Annotated in this window: 17 protein-coding genes; 6 read left to right on the top strand and 11 right to left on the bottom strand. The window is 50.3% G+C overall.

Translation table 11 applies throughout. The features are described 5' to 3' along the window. From BBD42_RS22840 to BBD42_RS22830, 3 genes are all read right to left on the bottom strand, one after another. On the bottom strand, window positions 1–906 hold the full coding sequence (locus BBD42_RS22840; RefSeq protein ID WP_099520005.1) for a sigma-70 family RNA polymerase sigma factor: 906 nt from the start codon (window positions 904–906) through the stop codon (window positions 1–3). A gap of 66 nt (window positions 907–972) precedes the next feature. Next, a complete protein-coding gene (locus BBD42_RS22835) occupies window positions 973–1419 on the bottom strand; it encodes a carboxymuconolactone decarboxylase family protein (RefSeq protein ID WP_099520004.1) in 447 nt (148 codons plus the stop codon). Between the two features lie 266 nt (window positions 1420–1685). Beyond that, entirely contained in the window at window positions 1686–1874 is a 189-nt protein-coding gene (locus tag BBD42_RS22830) for a hypothetical protein (protein ID WP_099520003.1), read from the bottom strand. Between the two features lie 136 nt (window positions 1875–2010). Between BBD42_RS22830 and BBD42_RS22825 the strand changes: the two genes are divergently transcribed. Further along, complete coding sequence (locus BBD42_RS22825) at window positions 2011–2337, top strand: helix-turn-helix domain-containing protein (protein ID WP_056028593.1); 327 nt, start codon at window positions 2011–2013, stop codon at window positions 2335–2337. A 32-nt stretch (window positions 2338–2369) separates the two neighbouring features. Here the strand turns inward: BBD42_RS22825 and BBD42_RS22820 are convergent, their stop codons facing one another. After that, complete coding sequence (locus BBD42_RS22820; protein WP_172455591.1) at window positions 2370–2813, bottom strand: phosphatase PAP2 family protein; 444 nt, start codon at window positions 2811–2813, stop codon at window positions 2370–2372. Window positions 2814–3093: 280 nt separating this feature from the next. Here BBD42_RS22820 and BBD42_RS22815 point away from each other — a divergent pair, with 280 nt between their 5' ends. From BBD42_RS22815 to BBD42_RS22805, 3 genes are read left to right on the top strand one after another with little or no spacing between them, the layout of a single operon-like run. Then, window positions 3094–3960 (top strand): class I SAM-dependent methyltransferase, encoded by an 867-nt coding sequence (locus BBD42_RS22815; RefSeq protein ID WP_056028599.1) that lies wholly within the window; start codon window positions 3094–3096, stop codon window positions 3958–3960. Then, complete coding sequence (locus BBD42_RS22810) at window positions 3960–4727, top strand: RluA family pseudouridine synthase (RefSeq protein WP_099520001.1); 768 nt, start codon at window positions 3960–3962, stop codon at window positions 4725–4727. Before BBD42_RS22815 ends, BBD42_RS22810 begins: the two co-directional genes overlap by 1 nt. Beyond that, on the top strand, window positions 4711–6027 hold the full coding sequence (locus BBD42_RS22805) for a CapA family protein (protein ID WP_099520000.1): 1317 nt from the start codon (window positions 4711–4713) through the stop codon (window positions 6025–6027). The genes BBD42_RS22810 and BBD42_RS22805 overlap by 17 nt, the downstream gene beginning before the upstream one ends. Before the next feature lie 145 nt (window positions 6028–6172). On the opposite strand, the gene BBD42_RS22800 is transcribed toward BBD42_RS22805, so the two are convergent. Next, the gene (locus BBD42_RS22800; protein ID WP_046233412.1) at window positions 6173–6577 is read right to left on the bottom strand and encodes a MarR family winged helix-turn-helix transcriptional regulator; all 405 of its coding nucleotides are present in this window, start codon (window positions 6575–6577) and stop codon (window positions 6173–6175) included. A 196-nt stretch (window positions 6578–6773) separates the two neighbouring features. Between BBD42_RS22800 and BBD42_RS31860 the strand changes: the two genes are divergently transcribed. Further along, window positions 6774–6941, top strand: coding sequence for a hypothetical protein (locus BBD42_RS31860; RefSeq protein ID WP_172455590.1), 168 nt, complete (start codon window positions 6774–6776; stop codon window positions 6939–6941). On the opposite strand, the gene gyrA is transcribed toward BBD42_RS31860, so the two are convergent. From gyrA to BBD42_RS22775, 5 genes are read right to left on the bottom strand one after another with little or no spacing between them, the layout of a single operon-like run. Then, complete coding sequence (gyrA, locus tag BBD42_RS22795; RefSeq protein WP_099519999.1) at window positions 6932–9385, bottom strand: DNA gyrase subunit A; 2454 nt, start codon at window positions 9383–9385, stop codon at window positions 6932–6934. The genes BBD42_RS31860 and gyrA overlap by 10 nt on opposite strands. Window positions 9386–9397: 12 nt before the next feature. Continuing rightward, window positions 9398–11368 carry a DNA topoisomerase IV subunit B gene (gene parE / locus BBD42_RS22790; RefSeq protein WP_056028607.1) on the bottom strand — a complete coding sequence of 657 codons (1971 nt, stop codon included), beginning with the start codon at window positions 11366–11368 and terminating at the stop codon, window positions 9398–9400. A gap of 56 nt (window positions 11369–11424) precedes the next feature. Beyond that, entirely contained in the window at window positions 11425–12411 is a 987-nt protein-coding gene (locus tag BBD42_RS22785; protein ID WP_081418554.1) for an ABC transporter permease, read from the bottom strand. Beyond that, complete coding sequence (locus tag BBD42_RS22780; RefSeq protein WP_099519998.1) at window positions 12404–13363, bottom strand: ABC transporter ATP-binding protein; 960 nt, start codon at window positions 13361–13363, stop codon at window positions 12404–12406. The genes BBD42_RS22785 and BBD42_RS22780 overlap by 8 nt, the downstream gene beginning before the upstream one ends. A gap of 14 nt (window positions 13364–13377) precedes the next feature. Continuing rightward, a complete protein-coding gene (locus tag BBD42_RS22775; RefSeq protein WP_099519997.1) occupies window positions 13378–14190 on the bottom strand; it encodes a GDSL-type esterase/lipase family protein in 813 nt (270 codons plus the stop codon). 143 nt (window positions 14191–14333) lie between these two features. Between BBD42_RS22775 and BBD42_RS22770 the strand changes: the two genes are divergently transcribed. After that, window positions 14334–15062 (top strand): TylF/MycF family methyltransferase, encoded by a 729-nt coding sequence (locus BBD42_RS22770; protein ID WP_099519996.1) that lies wholly within the window; start codon window positions 14334–14336, stop codon window positions 15060–15062. Between the two features lie 129 nt (window positions 15063–15191). Here the strand turns inward: BBD42_RS22770 and purT are convergent, their stop codons facing one another. Next, window positions 15192–16373, bottom strand: a complete 1182-nt coding sequence (gene purT / locus BBD42_RS22765; RefSeq protein ID WP_099519995.1) for a formate-dependent phosphoribosylglycinamide formyltransferase — start codon at window positions 16371–16373, stop codon at window positions 15192–15194. Window positions 16374–16381: the final 8 nt, after the last annotated feature.

Here is a 16381-nt window from a genome sequence, read left to right as displayed (position 1 = left end):
TTAAATTAACGATAGCTTATCCGGATTATACATCGTATAAATTCGCTTTATACGGCTGCCTTCCTCCGTTTGCACCCATTCCAGGCACATAACCGCTTGAACATTTTTGCCCCGGCGGAAGATGAGCGCTGGCTGTCCGTTCAACATAGAAATGGATATGTTCGTACCGTGCAGGCTATGCGTAGACATTCTCCGCAGCAGTATTACAGCGCGGCGTGCGCTAATAACGGGCCGTCTCACTGCAGTAACTTTGCCGCCGCCGTCGGTGATAAACACTGCATCTTGACGCATCAGGGCAAGCAGCTTCCCAATATCGGCCTGTTCAAATGCCGCAACAAATGGCTCCAATGCTGCTGCGTCCACCGTTAGCTCTTGTTCCTCAGCATGCGATTGTGGAAGCAGGCGGTATAGGTCAAGCGCCTGCTTGGCACGACTTAAAATTTTGCGGCAGTTTGCCTCTGACTTGCCTACCAGCTCAGCAAGCTCATCGTAGCCGTAGCCATAGCCTTCACGCAGCACAAATACAGCACGCTCTAATGGGGATAAATGCTCCAGCATGACGAGCATGGCATAGCTGATCGTTTCCCGGCGCGCGAGCTGCTCCAAAGGTTCATCGTTATAATTGCCGCTCCATGGCTCCGGCAGCCATTCACCGACATAAGCTTCTCGCTTGTGGCGGGCAGATTGCAGCACATTCATACAGCGGTTGACCGTCATTTTGCATAAATAAGCTCTGACATTGCTCAGCGGATGTGGCTCCGCCGACTGAAGCGTCACAAAAACATCCTGGACGACATCGTCCGCCTCCTGCCGTGATCCAAGCAGCTTGTATGCAAGCGAGCTAAGCAGCGACTTATAATCCGCATACCACTCTGCTACTTTCCACAACACCTGAGTATCCGCCATCTCGCTTCCAAAACTTCCTTTCCCGTATACAAAATAACCAAATTTATAATTACTTAAAACGTCCTTTTAGTCGAAGCAGCCGGGGAACATGCTAGTTGAAATGGCAATCCGATTCCAGCTGTTAATCGTAATAATCGCCAAAATTAATGCTGCATATTCCGCTTCATCATAATAGTCTCTCACGCGATTGTACAGCTCATCCGGCACCCCCGCTGCAGAAACCTGAGTCACGTGCTCGGTCAATTCCAAAACTGCACATTCCTTCTCCGTGTAAATAGGCGCTTCTCGCCATACGCTTAGCAGCATAATTCGCTGCAAACTTTCGCCTTTGTTCATCAAATCCTCACTATGCATATCCAGACAAAAAGCACAGCCATTGATTTGCGACGCCCGCAGCTTAATAAGCTCGTAGGTGATAGGATCAATGCCAGAGCTTGACGCTGCTTTCTCCAATTCCATCAATGCTTTAAATACTGCCGGGTTCGCCGTGCGATAGTTTACTCTTAATTTCATTTTAAATTCCTCCTAGCAGGTTGGTGTTTTTCGGTCCTCATAAGATAAGACAAAGAAGCCGCCTCTTTTGTGACAAGCATAAGCAAAAAAAGCCAAACTCTACGCATAAAGCGTAAAATCCAGCTTTTTCACTCTTATTTCCATAATGCTTGATTGCACAAGCTATTAAGGCTTCGCTAAACCGCATAAGCAAAAGCATTCCACTTGCCCTAAAAGGCCTTTCCCCTCAAGTAAAAAAGAGGCCCGTTCGGACCTCTTCTTGCAAGCTATTGCTTCTCTAATCGGTAAGTATGGCCGCAGAAGGAGCATTTGAACAACATGCCGGTATCGCCCATGACCCAGCTGATGCGATCATCGTCCTCTGCTTCTAAATATTCGCGCCCCTGTTCGTCTCGATCTCCGGTTGCGAACAGTCCGGTTTGATTGCCGCAAACACATTCAAAGGTTAGTACCACGGTTTGTTTCCCCTTCCCTAAACGCAGTTATTTCCTGCTAATTTCGCCAAAACTATTGACAATGATACATTTTGTATCATAAATTAATAGTTAAGCTTGTATTATTATTTCAGCTTTTTTGAAGGAGCCACTAAAAATGACGATGGGAGACCGCTTGAAGGAACTCCGCTTACAAAAAAATCTTTCGCAAGAAGCCGTTGCCCGTGCGATCGGAATCACCCGCTCCGCTTACAGTCATTACGAAATTAACAATCGCCAGCCGGTATATGAAACGCTGATTAAGCTCGCCTTCTTTTTTCATGTGACGACGGATTATATTATTGAAGGTGAAACCCGCCAGCAAGTGGCTGGACTCGCCAGGGAAGAAACGCATGAGCTGCTGCAGCTGCTGAATCATATGGATGAAGACAAACGAAAAGCATCGATTCATAAATTGCTTAATGTCATTCGCGAGTCGGAGTAATCCTTTGCCAGCTTGCTGCCCTGCTGCTTTCTTTAGCGGCGAGCCGTCAGAACGGTCATCATCAGTGCAAGGATGGCAAAGCTCGCTGCATACCCGCCAATAATGTCCGTTGCGTAGTGGACGCTGAAATAAAGCCTTGAAGCGCCCATTAATAAAATAAGCAATCCGGCGAGTACATAGCTGACCCGCTTCGTCGTTTGACTGAACCAGGCATCCCTTCCAATCCATATAGCTGCAAGCCCATAAAGCGCCATCGCCATCATGGCATTTCCGCTCGGAAAGCTTGCGCCAGCTGCCTCTAATCCCCAAGCCTCCTCTGGCCGGCCCCGGTCAAAGGCCATTTTGGCCAACGTATTCGTTATGTATACAAGTCCAGTACCTACTATAATCGGAGCTGCTTTCAGCCAGCCGCTGCGCCAGCCGAACCATAGAAAAAGCACAAAAGTCGCTGCGATTATAAATAGAGAAGAACCCATATAAGACAGCGCCTTGAAAAAAGCCGTCCATCCTTCTCCCCGCATTTGCTCAGCGAATGCGGCTGTTTCTTTGTCGAGCTGTGACAGCTCTGGGCGTGCTGCAATCGCTGTAGTTAACGCAAATAATACCAGGCTTGCGGCAAGCCCGGCGACCCATCCCCAAAATACCTTTCGAATAAATATCCTCTCCCAATTGCTTCAACTTGTTTGCTTCGCTATAATTAGCGTTGACCTTAATATTATAATACAAATTTTGAAATTGGGAAGGAACGCTAAAATCATGTACGTATCAGATAAATGGAGAGATTACGAGGTAATAGATACAGGGAATGGAGATAAGCTGGAGCGCTGGGGCTCTTATATTCTTCGCAGGCCGGACCCGCAAATTATTTGGCCAATAGCGAAGGAAGACGGCTTGTGGAAAAAAACAGACGGCCACTACCACCGCAGCTCCTCTGGCGGCGGCGAATGGCAGTTCAATTCCCAGCTGCCGGAGCGCTGGACCATATCCTATGGAGAGCTGTCCTTCCATATTAAGCCGACCAGCTTCAAGCATACGGGGCTCTTTCCTGAGCAAGCGGTGAACTGGAGCTGGATGATGGATAAAATCCGCACGGCGGACCGTCCGATTCGCGTACTCAATCTTTTCGCCTATTCCGGTGGAGCTACTGTTGCGGCTGCCGCAGCAGGCGCAGAGGTAGTTCACGTGGATGCTTCCAAAGGCATGGTGCAGTGGGCGAAAGAAAATGCCCAGCTTTCCGGGCTGTCCGACAAGCCGATCCGCTTCATTACCGACGATGTATTTAAGTTTGTTCAACGCGAGCAGCGCCGGGGCCGTCAATATGACGCTATTATTATGGACCCGCCGTCCTACGGACGAGGACCGAACGGCGAGACGTGGAAGCTGGAAGAGAACCTGTTCCCGTTCCTTGAGTTCTGCACGACGATTTTATCCGATAATCCATTGTTTATGCTAATTAATTCGTACACGACAGGTCTATCTCCATCCGTACTGCATAATCTGCTTCATATGACGATGGCGAAGCGCTTCGGCGGTGCGATTCATTGCGGCGAAATCGGCCTGCCTATTACCGCATCCGGACTGAACCTGCCTTGCGGCATACTGGGCCGCTGGGAGTCTGTCTAATGGCTGGCTCCTCTCTAGATGGCATCGGCGAAATTCCGGTGCTGTTTGAAGACAATCATATTTTGGCAGTTGTGAAGCAGCCGGGTATTCCCTCCCAAGAGGATCATACGGGTACGCCGGATATGCTGACATTGCTCAAACGCGATTTAAAAAAACGCCACGATAAGCCGGGAAATGTATTTCTCGGCCTTATTCACCGGCTGGATCAGCCTGTGGGCGGCGCCATGCTGTTCGCCAAAACCTCGAAAGCGGCCTCACGGCTCTCCGAGGCAGTCCGCAGCAGAAATTTTGGCAAAACCTATGTGTGTGTCGTACATGGCAAGCCTCACGCGGCAAGCGGCAAGCTTCGCCACTTTATCCGCAAGGATGCGAAGCTTAACCAGGTGACCGTATTCAAGCAGGAAGCACCGGAAGCGAAGGAGGCTGTGCTCGAATATACGGTTATTGCCAGTACAGACCGTTATTCTCTCATAGCTGTTATGCTGCATACGGGACGGCCCCATCAAATTCGGGCACAAATGGCCTTTATCGGCTGCCCGCTGGTGGCCGACCGCAAATATGGAGCGCCGCAAACGGGCGGTGTTAACGATATCGCGCTTTGGTCTACTTCCGTTTCGGTTTCCCATCCCATAACGAAGGAACACGTCTGCTTCCGCTCCATCCCTTATGGGTCGAAAGCCTGGAGCTGGTGGCCGCAAGCGGAGCTGGAAGCCGCAGCAGACGTCTACCTGGCTGAAGGAGAATCCGTCCATGCGCCGAAGGACTAAAATTCATCTCGCCGTCAATATGATCCTGCTGCTGCTGGCAGCAGCAGGAGTCCTTATTATTTTTTTCCCGCCGCTAGCAGGCTCATTACCGTTTACCGCTAACAGCGTCGATTCCACGATGCTAGTGGCGCGGGAATCGAGCACCAGCGCACAACCAGCTACAGCTCCTAGTGCAACGACCTCCCCTGTGCCTTCATCTGAGCCATTACCCGAGACCACTACAACGCAGGAAGCCATCGTTCCCCCATCCAGCCCTTCTAACAGCTATCAGGAAGCGCTATGGGTCGCCGTTGGCGATATTATGATGCATTCCCCGGAGCTGCCGGGTGCTTATAACAAAAAGACGAAAAGCTATAACTTCGATCCTTTCTTTCAAGATGTAGCGCCGATATTGAAAGAAGGCGACTGGGTTTTGGCGAATTTAGAAACGCCTGTAGCCGGCTCCGCGTTCGCTTATACGGGTTACCCGACATTTAATGCGCCCGTTGCCCTGCTCGATGCGCTGCAAAACGCCGGCTTCAACATATTGACCAATGCCAACAATCATATGCTCGACAAAGGCGAGAAAGGCCTGCTGCTGACGCTGAAGCATATGAAAGAGAAAGAGTTTATAATAAAAGGCTCCGCCGCCACACAAAAGGAAGCGGATACAAACATCATCGTCGAAAAAAACGGGATTCGCATGGGGCTGCTCGCTTACACGTATGGCACGAACGGCATCGCTATTCCAAAAGGAAAGCCATATATGGTTCCGCTAATTGATGAGCAAAAAATGATTGCCGATATTAAGAAGCTTAAGAAAGCAGGCGCCGATTTTGTTACGGTAGCGCTCCATTTTGGAACGGAGTATCAGACGAAGCCCAATGAGGAGCAGAAGACGCTTGCCCGCAAGCTGATTGCGGAAGGAGCCGACATTATCGCAGGCTCGCATACGCATGTTATTCAGCCCTATGAGGTGCTGGAGGCAACAGATGACGACGGGCGCGAGCGCCAAGGGCTTATCATTTATTCGATGGGCAATTTTATTTCCAACCAACGTGGAGACACGAAGGATTATGGCGTCATTTATCAAGTGCTTATTCGCAAAAATAACGGGGACGGCAGCATTCAGCTTGCCGATATTGAAGCCATTCCGACTTGGGTTTACCGATACAAACCGGATCATAATTATCGCTATCGCATTTTGCCTGTTGAGCAAACGCTTGCGGAGCAGTCGAGCAAGCTGCTTACGCCAGATCTATATGCCGCTCTGAAAAAAAATCTCAGCCTGCTGCGCACCCGGCTCGAATCGATGTCCTAAGCGCTGCTCCTCAGGGCAGATCGGGTAACAAGATAAGCAAACATAAAAGGGCGTTGCCATCTTAGGACAGCAACGCCCTTATTGTCCAGAATATAGCGGCGTCTTGCCTTGCCGCCAGTTCCACCTGCACTCTGAATTAGCGGAACTATCTATTGGCTACCTTGCCTAATAAATAAACAAGCAGCTGTTGATTATGGGAAGAAATCCGGTCTAGCGCTTCGGAAATAAGCTTCGTTCGTACTTCCTTGCCACGCTGTGCCTCTGATTTCCCTTTGCCTGATACGGATACCCATACAATTCGTCTATCGGCTGTATCTCTTGTACGTACAATTAGTTCATTGCGCTCCATACGATCGAGCAAAGTAGTAATCGCTGCTGGAGTCGTTGCCAAATGCTGCAGCAGATCGGATGGCTTCATCGGTTGGTGTTGCAGCAATAAATCCAGCACATTCAGCTGGCCTTCCGTGAGCGGCGCCAGTCCCTCTTCCAGACCTGTCCTCCATTCTCTGCTTAGCTTCGTCCACAATCGAGTAAATTCATCAGAAACCATTCATACACCCGCTTCCTGTCCAATTTCTCTTTAATTCCAATTATACCATCCGAGATTGTCGAATAAAAGGTTAACCCGATTAATAATTTCCCTCACAAACTGCGATATACCCGAACGTTTTGACAAGAGTAGACATACAATGAATCTGGGCGCTTTCCCTATTTCGCCATCCTCACCTCATAAGGAGTGAACCTCAATGGACAACGAGAAAGCCGAAATTATTCGCAAAATTAAAGCTTATGGCATCATAAAAAACCCACAATGGCTCGATCGCCCGGATGAGCTCGTACCATTGTGGGTTATGTTGGATGCGATGATCCAGTTAATTGAACGCTTTGATCCGCCTAATCGCCCTTATGATTGAAGCACATCAGACGGACGGACAATGACTGCCATTAAAACATCATTTTTTTCGAGCGGAACGATAGTCCGCCCTATCGATCTGCGATCATCTATCGGTGATTTCTCCGTCGTCATCGGCAGCTTAGCCCCGGATGAGGTTAGCGCGATGAGATCAATCGCATCCTTGCAATAAACGGCATAAACAAGTGCTGAGCCATTCGGCTTCACACGCTTGCCTTCTTTAAATTCGAACGTCTGAACCCCTTTGCCGCCTCTGCCCTGAACAGGGTAATCCAGCAGCAGCGAGCGTTTGGCATAGCCAAGGTCAGAGATGACGAACAATTCTCCCTCATCCTCGCCTACCCAGTCTGCCGCAATCAGTTCGTCGTCTTCCTTCAGCTGCATGCCGCGCACGCCTCCAGCGACACGCCCCATAGGGTTTACTTCGCTTTCGGAGAACCGGATGCTCCAGCCTTGCTTGCTCACGAGCATCAGCTGCTTCGTGCCGTCGCTTGGCAAAATTTTAATAACCTCGTCGCCTTCAGCTACTTTGCAGGCTGCAATCGCTGTCGAGCGCGTTGACATATAGTCCTTCAGCTCAGTCCGCTTCACCTGTCCGCGTTTGGTCACAAAGACGAGCGAAGCGCCTGGAACATTAAAGTCCTTCACTGGGATAACGCTAATGATCGCATCATCCTTCGGAATCGGAACGATATTGACGACTGCGGTCCCCGTATCCTTCCATTTAAACTCGGGAATTTGATGGACGGGCAGCGTGTAATATTGTCCCTTTTTCGTGAAGAGCAGCAAATTATCAATCGTGTTGACCGCGTACAAGCCGCGAATGATATCGCCATCCTTCACGCCCGCATTGCCAACTTCTCCGCCGGAGCGCGTAAACGAAAGCATGCTTGTCCGCTTCATGTAACCTTCATTGCTCAGCGTAACGAGTACTTCCTCAGGCGTTACCATCACCTCAAGATTAACCTTAAGCTCTTCTACTTCTCCCTGGATGTCTGAACGGCGGTCAATGCCGAACTTCGCATGAATTTCCATCAGCTCATCACGAATGACACCGATCAGCTTCTTATTGCTGTTCAAGATGCTGCTCAAATAAGCGATGCGCTTCATCACTTCTTTATGCTCTTTCTCCAGCGACGTAATTTCCAAATTCGTCAGGCGATACAGCTGCAACGTTAAAATCGCATCTGCCTGGCGCTCGCTGAACGCGAACTTCTGGACGAGATTTTGCTGCGCATCGGCACGGTTTTTGGAAGCTTTAATCGCCGCAATCACTTCATCAAGCAAATTCAGCGCCTTCACGAGCCCTTCCAGCACATGGGCACGATCTTCCGCTTTTTCCAGATCATATTGCGTACGGAATGTGACAACTTCTTTCTGATGGGCAATATACGCATCCAGCATTTGGCGAATGCCGAGCTGCTGCGGCGTTTTATTAACGATAGCCACCATATTAAAGCTGTAGGCCACCTGCAAATCCGTCTTTTTGAGCAAATAAGCCAAAATGCCGTTTGCATCTGTTTCCTTCTTCAGCTCGATCACGATCCGAAGGCCGTTGCGACCGCTCTCATCGCGCACCTCGGCGATACCTTCGACCTTTTTCTCCAGACGAATATTTTCCATCGCCGTCACAAGGCGTGATTTGACAACCTGATAAGGAATTTCGGTTATGACAATTTGCTGGCGTCCGCCGCGCATGTCCTCGATTGCTGTCTTGGCGCGCAAATAAATGCGGCCTTTGCCAGTCGCATAAGCATCGCGTATGCCTTCCTCACCCATGATGAGTCCGCCCGTCGGAAAATCAGGCCCTTTAATAATTTGCATCAGCTCTTCGAGCGTCGTCTCTGGGCGGTTCATAACCGTGATACAGCCATCAATAACTTCACGCAAGTTATGGGGTGGTATTTCAGTCGCAAAGCCGGCAGAGATGCCGCTGGCCCCATTTACGAGCAAATTGGGGTAGCGAGACGGCAGCACAACCGGCTCTTTGGTCGTATTATCGAAATTATCCTTGAACATGACCGTGCGCTTATCAATATCTCTCAGCAGCTCAATGGCTAGCGGAGATAATCTAGCTTCCGTATAACGCATGGCCGCAGCGGGATCATCATCCATCGAACCCCAGTTGCCGTGGCCATCAACGAGGATATGCCCCATTTTCCAAGGCTGGGCCATCCGCACCATGCCCTCGTATATCGATGAATCGCCATGTGGGTGATAATTGCCCATTACATCGCCGACCGTCTTCGCAGATTTGCGATATGGCTTGTCCGGCGTATTGCCGGAATCGTACATCGCGTACAAAATACGACGCTGTACCGGCTTCAAGCCATCCCGCACATCGGGTATGGCACGATCCTGAATAATATATTTAGAGTAGCGGCCGAAGCGGTCGCCTACGATTTCTTCAAGAAATGCTGGAAGAAACTGTTCCAAAATGCTCATGCTGCTTGCCTCCTATTCCTCATATTCCGCAAAATCAACATTTTCCAAAATCCAGCGCTTGCGTGGATCAACTTTGTCGCCCATAAGCGCAGACACACGGCGCTCCGCCTTCGCAGCATCCTCGATCTGCACCTGCAGCATCGTCCGCGTCTCCGGATTCATCGTCGTTTCCCACAGCTGGTCGGGATTCATCTCGCCAAGTCCTTTATAGCGCTGAAGCTCAAAGTTTTTGCCGAATTCCTTTAAATAATTTTGCAGCTGCTCATCCGTCCATGCATAACGCACCGTCTCCAGCTTGCCGGATTTTCGCGTCAGCTTGTAAAGCGGCGGTTGAGCAATATATACGCGTCCGCTGTCTATAAGCGGCTTCATATAGCGATAGAAGAACGTTAGAAGCAGCACCTGGATATGGGCTCCGTCCGTATCGGCATCCGTCATAATAATGATTTTGTGATAGTTGCATTCCTCGGATTCAAATTCCGGGCCTACGCCTGCGCCAATAGCGGCGATAATCATTTTGTACTCGTCGTTTTTCAAAATATCATGCAGCTTGGCTTTCTCCGGATTCATCGGCTTGCCCTTGAGCGGCAAAATCGCCTGATGCTTCGAATCGCGCCCCTGCTTGGCCGAGCCGCCCGCCGAATCGCCTTCGACGATAAACAGCTCATTGCGCGTAACATCCTTCGATTGCGCCGGCGTCAGCTTGCCGCCAAGATTGGAGCTTTCGCTCTTCTTCTTGCCGCTGCGCATATCTTCCCGCGCCTTGCGCGCCGCTTCCCGCGCCCTTGAAGCCTGAACAGCCTTCTTGAGCAGCAGCTGGGCAACCTGCGGATTTTCTTCGAGAAACACTTGCATTTTCTCGGTCACAATCGCATCAACGACGCCGCGTGCAGACGCGCTGCCGAGCTGGTCCTTCGTCTGGCCGACGAACTCCACCTCAGACATCTTAATGTTGATGACCGCCATCATGCCTTCGCGGAGATCATTGCCTTCCAAATTTTTGTCCTTTTCCTTCAGCATCGCGGCTTTGCGGGCATAATCGTTCATGACGCGCGTATATGCGGTTTTGAAGCCCGTTTCATGCGTACCGCCGCCCCGTGTAGGAATAGCATTAACGAATGAAGCCAGTGTTTCCGTGTAGCCGTCATTGTACTGAAGCGCCACTTCAACCTCAATATCCTCACGCTCGCCAGTAAAATGAATGACGTCATGCAGCACCGACTTGTCCTCATTGAGAAACTCGACGAACTGGCGTGCTCCGCCTTCATAATGGAACACATCGAGCTTGCCGCTGCGATCATCCTTGATCGTCACTTTCAGCCCCGAGTTGAGAAAAGCGATTTCCTGCAGCCGTTCTGCCAGCGTATCGTAATTCAGCGTAGTTCCCGTCTGAAACACGCGTCCATCCGGCTTAAATGTAACCTTCGTGCCTGTCCGCGACGTCGTTCCCGTCACTTCAAGTCCCGTTGTCGGCTCGCCGACATGCTCCTTGCCATCCGCATCTACCCAATATTCAAACCGAAGCTTATGTATTTTTCCATCACGGAAAATTTCCACTTCCAGCCATTCGGATAGCGCATTCGTTACCGAAGCGCCGACGCCGTGCAGGCCGCCTGATTTTTTATATCCCCCGCCGCCGAACTTTCCCCCAGCGTGAAGGATCGTAAATACGACTTGCGGCGTTGGAATTCCGCTTTTATGCATCCCTGTCGGAATGCCTCGTCCATTGTCATAGACCGTAATGGAGCCGTTTTTGTGCAAAGTTACCTCAATGGCGGAACAAAATTTCGCCAAATGCTCATCGACAGCATTGTCGACGATTTCCCAAACGAGATGATGCAGCCCTGAGCTGCTCGTAGAGCCTATATACATTCCCGGACGTTTCCGTACGGCTGTCAAGCCTTCAAGAATCTGTATATCATCGGCCTCATAATTCCGATCCGCGGCCGGTGCTTGTGTAAAAACATCTGCATGCTCTGCCATATGCGCCCCCCTTATCTGCAGCACTTGTTACATTGTTACCGTATCTTCAAGCTATTTTAATTCAAGATGTCCTGTTTAGTAAAGACGCTGAACGAGACAATAAGCCCCGCAATCGCCCAAATCGCAAGCACGATAAGGGAAAAAGAAAATGACATGCCCTCAATCGGCGGCGGCGAACCTTCCAAATATGTCGGCAAATTGAGGTTCACGGCGAATAAATATTTGGCATTTTCCCACGAGGAGGACATGCTCGAAAGAATCGTTCCGGCAATGACAGAAGCCATCATGATTACCATGCTTGCCGCCGTGCTTCTGACAAGAACCGATACCATCAAAGCGAGAATCGCTACCGTCATGGCGGACAGCCATACAAGTCCCGTCTGCATGAGCATGTACAGCCACTGAGGAACAATGTGCACAAAGCTCGTGTCGACCTCGCTGCCGTTGATCGTAAAACCGGTAAAGATCGGCAAGCCCCAGCCTCCATAGCCGAAAAACATGCCCGATATTAAATAACACAGCAGCACCATCACCCCGACAAGCAGCGATACATAAAGCGTAAGCGCCGCGAGCTTGCTGAACAGCACCTTCCATCTGCGAACCGGCTTGGTGAGCAGCATTTTAATCGTTCCGGTGCCGCGCTCGCCAGATACAAGATCAGAACCAATGGTCAATACGAGCAGCGGAATAAACAACCCTACCGCATTATTCATAAATTCCCGGGTAAAAGTAACGCCATTCGGGCTGCTAGGATTAACATCATGATCCAAATAATATTGGAGCTGCTGCACCGCAATGCGCTGCTGCTTCTTCCATTCCTCAGGAATCCGATTGCTGGACAGCCTGTTTTGCATATCCGTAATTTGCTGAAGCACCTCGTTGCGCCAGTCGGCAAATTTGTCTTTATTGTTCTGTGCTACGGTTAACTGAGCATACGTGAACATTGGAATAATAACAAGGAGAACTAGGACAATGACGAGAAACCTTCTTTTTTTCCACATTTTCAAGGTTTCATTTTCAATAAGGAGCAGTAATTTATGCAAGGCTTTTCCCCTCCGTCATGTTCAGAAACAATTCTTCCAGTGTAGGAGCCGCTTTGTGCACCCCTTCAACGCTTATGCCTTCCGCTACCAGCCGGCTCACGGTCCCTGCAATATCCTCCAGCGGCATCGTTGTGACGACGGCACCCGGCATGCTCGCAAGCACGCTCTCATCAATCCGGTGCTCCTCTTCCGAAACGATTGCAGCCTTGCCGCCTTGCAGCAGCAAAGCAATGCCTTGCTCCCGAGGCTCCAGCTGCCATAATACATATGTTCCAGCCTGCTGAACGAGTTCGTCCACCGAACCGACGGCCAGCACTCTGCCCTTGTCAATAATGGCCACTCGATCGCACATCAATTGAATTTCACTGAGCAAATGGCTCGATATGAACAGGCTAATGCCTTCTCCGGCAAGCATCCGCACAAACGCCCTCAGCTCCTTGATCCCAAGCGGATCAAGCCCATTCGTCGGTTCATCAAGAATGAGCAGCTTCGGACGTCCGAGCAAAGCTTGGGCAATGCCTAAACGCTGCTTCATGCCAAGCGAATACGTTTTGACTTTTTCATGAATGCGCTCTGTCAGGCTGACGATTTCGACGACCTCGCTAATTCTGGCCTCATCCACATCATCAAGCATATTGGCAAAATACTGCAAATTGTCCCAGCCCGTCATATAGCCATACATTTCAGGGTTTTCGACAATGCTCCCGATATGACGGAGCGCCTGCTCCGGCTGCTTCTGGACATCATGCCCGCAAATCCGGATTTGTCCAGAGGTTGGCTTAATAAGATCGACCAGCATGCGAATCGTCGTCGTTTTGCCAGAGCCATTGGGCCCAAGAAAACCAAAAATTTCACCCGCCCGCACCTCAAAGCTGACATCATGAATAATTTGCTTGCCGCGAATTTTTTTGCTTAAATTTGTCACTTGCAGCACTGCATTCGACTGTTCCATAGCGCCTCCTTCTGCTACAACGCCTGCACGACCCGCTGCGCAATTTGTTTGTAACCTTCATGATTCGGGTGAAAATGGTCTGATGACAAGTAGCTGCCAATCCGTTCCTCAAACAAATCGAATGTCGGTACCATCGTCATATTTGAGTATTCATGAAGCATGTCATAAGCTTTCTCGTTCCACTTCTGAACCTCCAAGCTGCCATCCCGCAGCTCTTTCACGTCAAAAAACGGATTATAGAGGCCAATATAAATGACGCGGGCTTCCGGATTAATCCGGTGCAGCTCCGAAAGTACATTATCGAGCCGCTTCAAGCCTTCCTCAAGCCCTTTCTCCACCTGCGCCAGCGACATGTTTGGTTCAGCTGCTGCAGTTCCATTGGAATCCTGAGCGCCCTGCAGAGATTGAAACAGGTCATTGCCGCCAATCGTCAGCAAAATGACATTTGCCTGCTGCAGCGCATAAGCAATGCCTTTATCCGTCTTTAAATTTTCCGCAAGCTGGTCGGCGCGCAGTCCGCTAATGCCCAAATTGTTGACGAGCTCCGCCTGCTTGTCCGGATCAGCAGCCAAGCTGTCTACGACCTGCTTGACATAACCACCGCCTGCCGAATCGCCAACTCCCTTGGTCAGAGAATCGCCTATTGCGACAATGCGAAGCTGATTTTTCTCAGCCGTCTGCTCTGGCAAAGCCGTAACCTGCGGCTGTACGGATACAGAGGGAAACAGCTGGTCCTTAATGGCATAGCCAATACCAACGAGCATCAAAATCGTGATCAATAGGGAGCAGGCGCCAATCATAATGCCTAATCTTTTGGATGAACGCATCGCTTGTCTCTCTCCTTTTTCACAATCATTTACAAATTACAGGCAATGTATAAGTTTTTCGTATCAGTAGTCGTACACACAAGCCATCTTCAAACTTGATTCATATTCATACGTTAACCATAAAAAAGAAAAGGACTGTGATTATGAGCAATAATACACCAAAAGAGATGTATTTGGAAATGTTGAAAAAAGCAATATTATTTGAAATTTGGCTGGAGCATGAGCCTGGCGCTACGAAGGAAAATCGCTTTCAAGGCCTCGATTGGCCCCTTATTGCCCATAGTATGATCGGGCGTATTCGCATGAACCATCTGCATCAGCTTATGAATGCCGTCGTCAACAACAACATCGAGGGCGACTTCATTGAAACTGGCGTATGGCGCGGCGGAACTTGCATTTTTATGCGCGGCTTTCTGAAAGTAAATGGCATAACGAACCGTAAGGTGATTGTCGCCGATTCCTTTGAAGGGCTGCCAGCGCCGGAGGCCCGCTGTCCGATCGACGAAACCTCGAAATTTCACGAGCAGGACTTTTTGCGCGTGTCCTTGCCTGAGGTCGTCAGCAATTTTCAAAAATATGATCTATATGACGATGGCATTATCTTTCTTAAAGGCTGGTTCAAGGATACGCTGCCTGCTGCGCCAACGAATAAAATAGCGATTGCCCGCCTCGATGGCGACATGTATTCCTCGACGATGGATGCGCTGACTCATCTATATCCTAAAGTAGCCATTGGCGGCTTTATCGTCATTGACGACTACTCCATCGGCTATTGCGCTGCAGCTGTTACCGACTTCCGCAATGCCTATCACATTACCGATCCGCTCGTGACGATAGATTCAACGGGCGTGTACTGGAAAAAAACAAAATAGGCAAGGCGCGTTTCAGTCCGAGAAATATAAGCCCATTTATATATGAGTGAAACTTATAAATGCTTATATTTCGGGAAAGAAGGGCTGCTGCGCCCATGGGATAACTGGACGCGGCAGCCCTTCTGCAGCCTATTCTCCGTATGTAATATGCAGCAGCTCCGCCGCTTGGCGCGCTGTTTCCCGTGCCTGCTCTACATCTGCAGCCGTACTGAGCGCAACAGCCATCCGGCGGCCGACTTTCGTCTCCGGCTTGCCGAATACACGCACCTGCGTATGCGGCAGCGCCAGCGCTTCCTTCACGCCGCCAATACGGAACTGATTGCTTTCACGATCCGCTTTGAGCGTGTGCGAGGCGCCTGGCGACAGCAGTCTGATCGTTGGAATCGGAAACCCTAATACAGCGCGAACATGCAGGGCAAACTCTGACAAATCCTGCGTCGTCATCGTAACCATGCCTGTATCATGCGGACGTGGAGAAACCTCGCTAAACAGCACGCCATCCTGCGTAAGGAACAATTCGACGCCATAGAGGCCATAACCGCCCAGCTCTTCGGTCACTTTGCGGGCAATGTCCTCCGCCTGCTTGATTTCCTCAGTGCTCATCGCATGCGGCTGCCACGATTCGATGTAATCGCCATCCTTCTGTACATGGCCAATAGGTGCGCAGAAGCTCGTGCCTGATACGGAGCGAATCGTAAGCAGCGTAATTTCCGATTCAAACGTAATAAAACCTTCGACGATAATCCGCTGCTTCTTCGCGCGACCGCCTTCCATGGCGTAGCTCCAGCAAGCTTCAATTTCCGCTTCACTGCGGCAGACGCTTTGTCCTTTGCCAGACGAGCTCATGATCGGCTTAATGACACATGGGAAACCTAGCGCTGCTGTCGCTTCACGCAGCTCCTCCAGCGTATCGGCAAAACGGTAGGCGGCCGTCGGCAAGCCAAGCTGCTCGGCAGCAAGGCGGCGAATGCCTTCCCGGTCCATCGTCAGCCACGCAGCGCGAGCCGTTGGAATGACACGGAAGCCCTCCTGTTCAAGCTCCACCAGCGTTTCAGTTGCAATCGCTTCAATTTCCGGCACGATATAATCCGGGCGCTCCTGTTCAATGATTCGTCTTAGAGCCGCTCCATCCAGCATATCAGCTACATAAGAGCGATGAGCGACCTGCATCGCCGGCGCGTTCTCATAGCGATCTACTGCAATCGTCTCAACGCCGAGCCGCTGCGCTTCAAGCGCTACCTCCTTGCCAAGCTCTCCTGAACCGAGCAGCATAAGCTTGCGCGACGCTCCGGACAATGGTGATCCATACATAATAAAAA

It is taken from the genome of Paenibacillus sp. BIHB 4019, assembly GCF_002741035.1.
Taxonomy (GTDB): Bacteria; Bacillota; Bacilli; order Paenibacillales; family Paenibacillaceae; genus Pristimantibacillus.
This window is presented reverse-complemented; position numbering and strand designations above follow the sequence as displayed.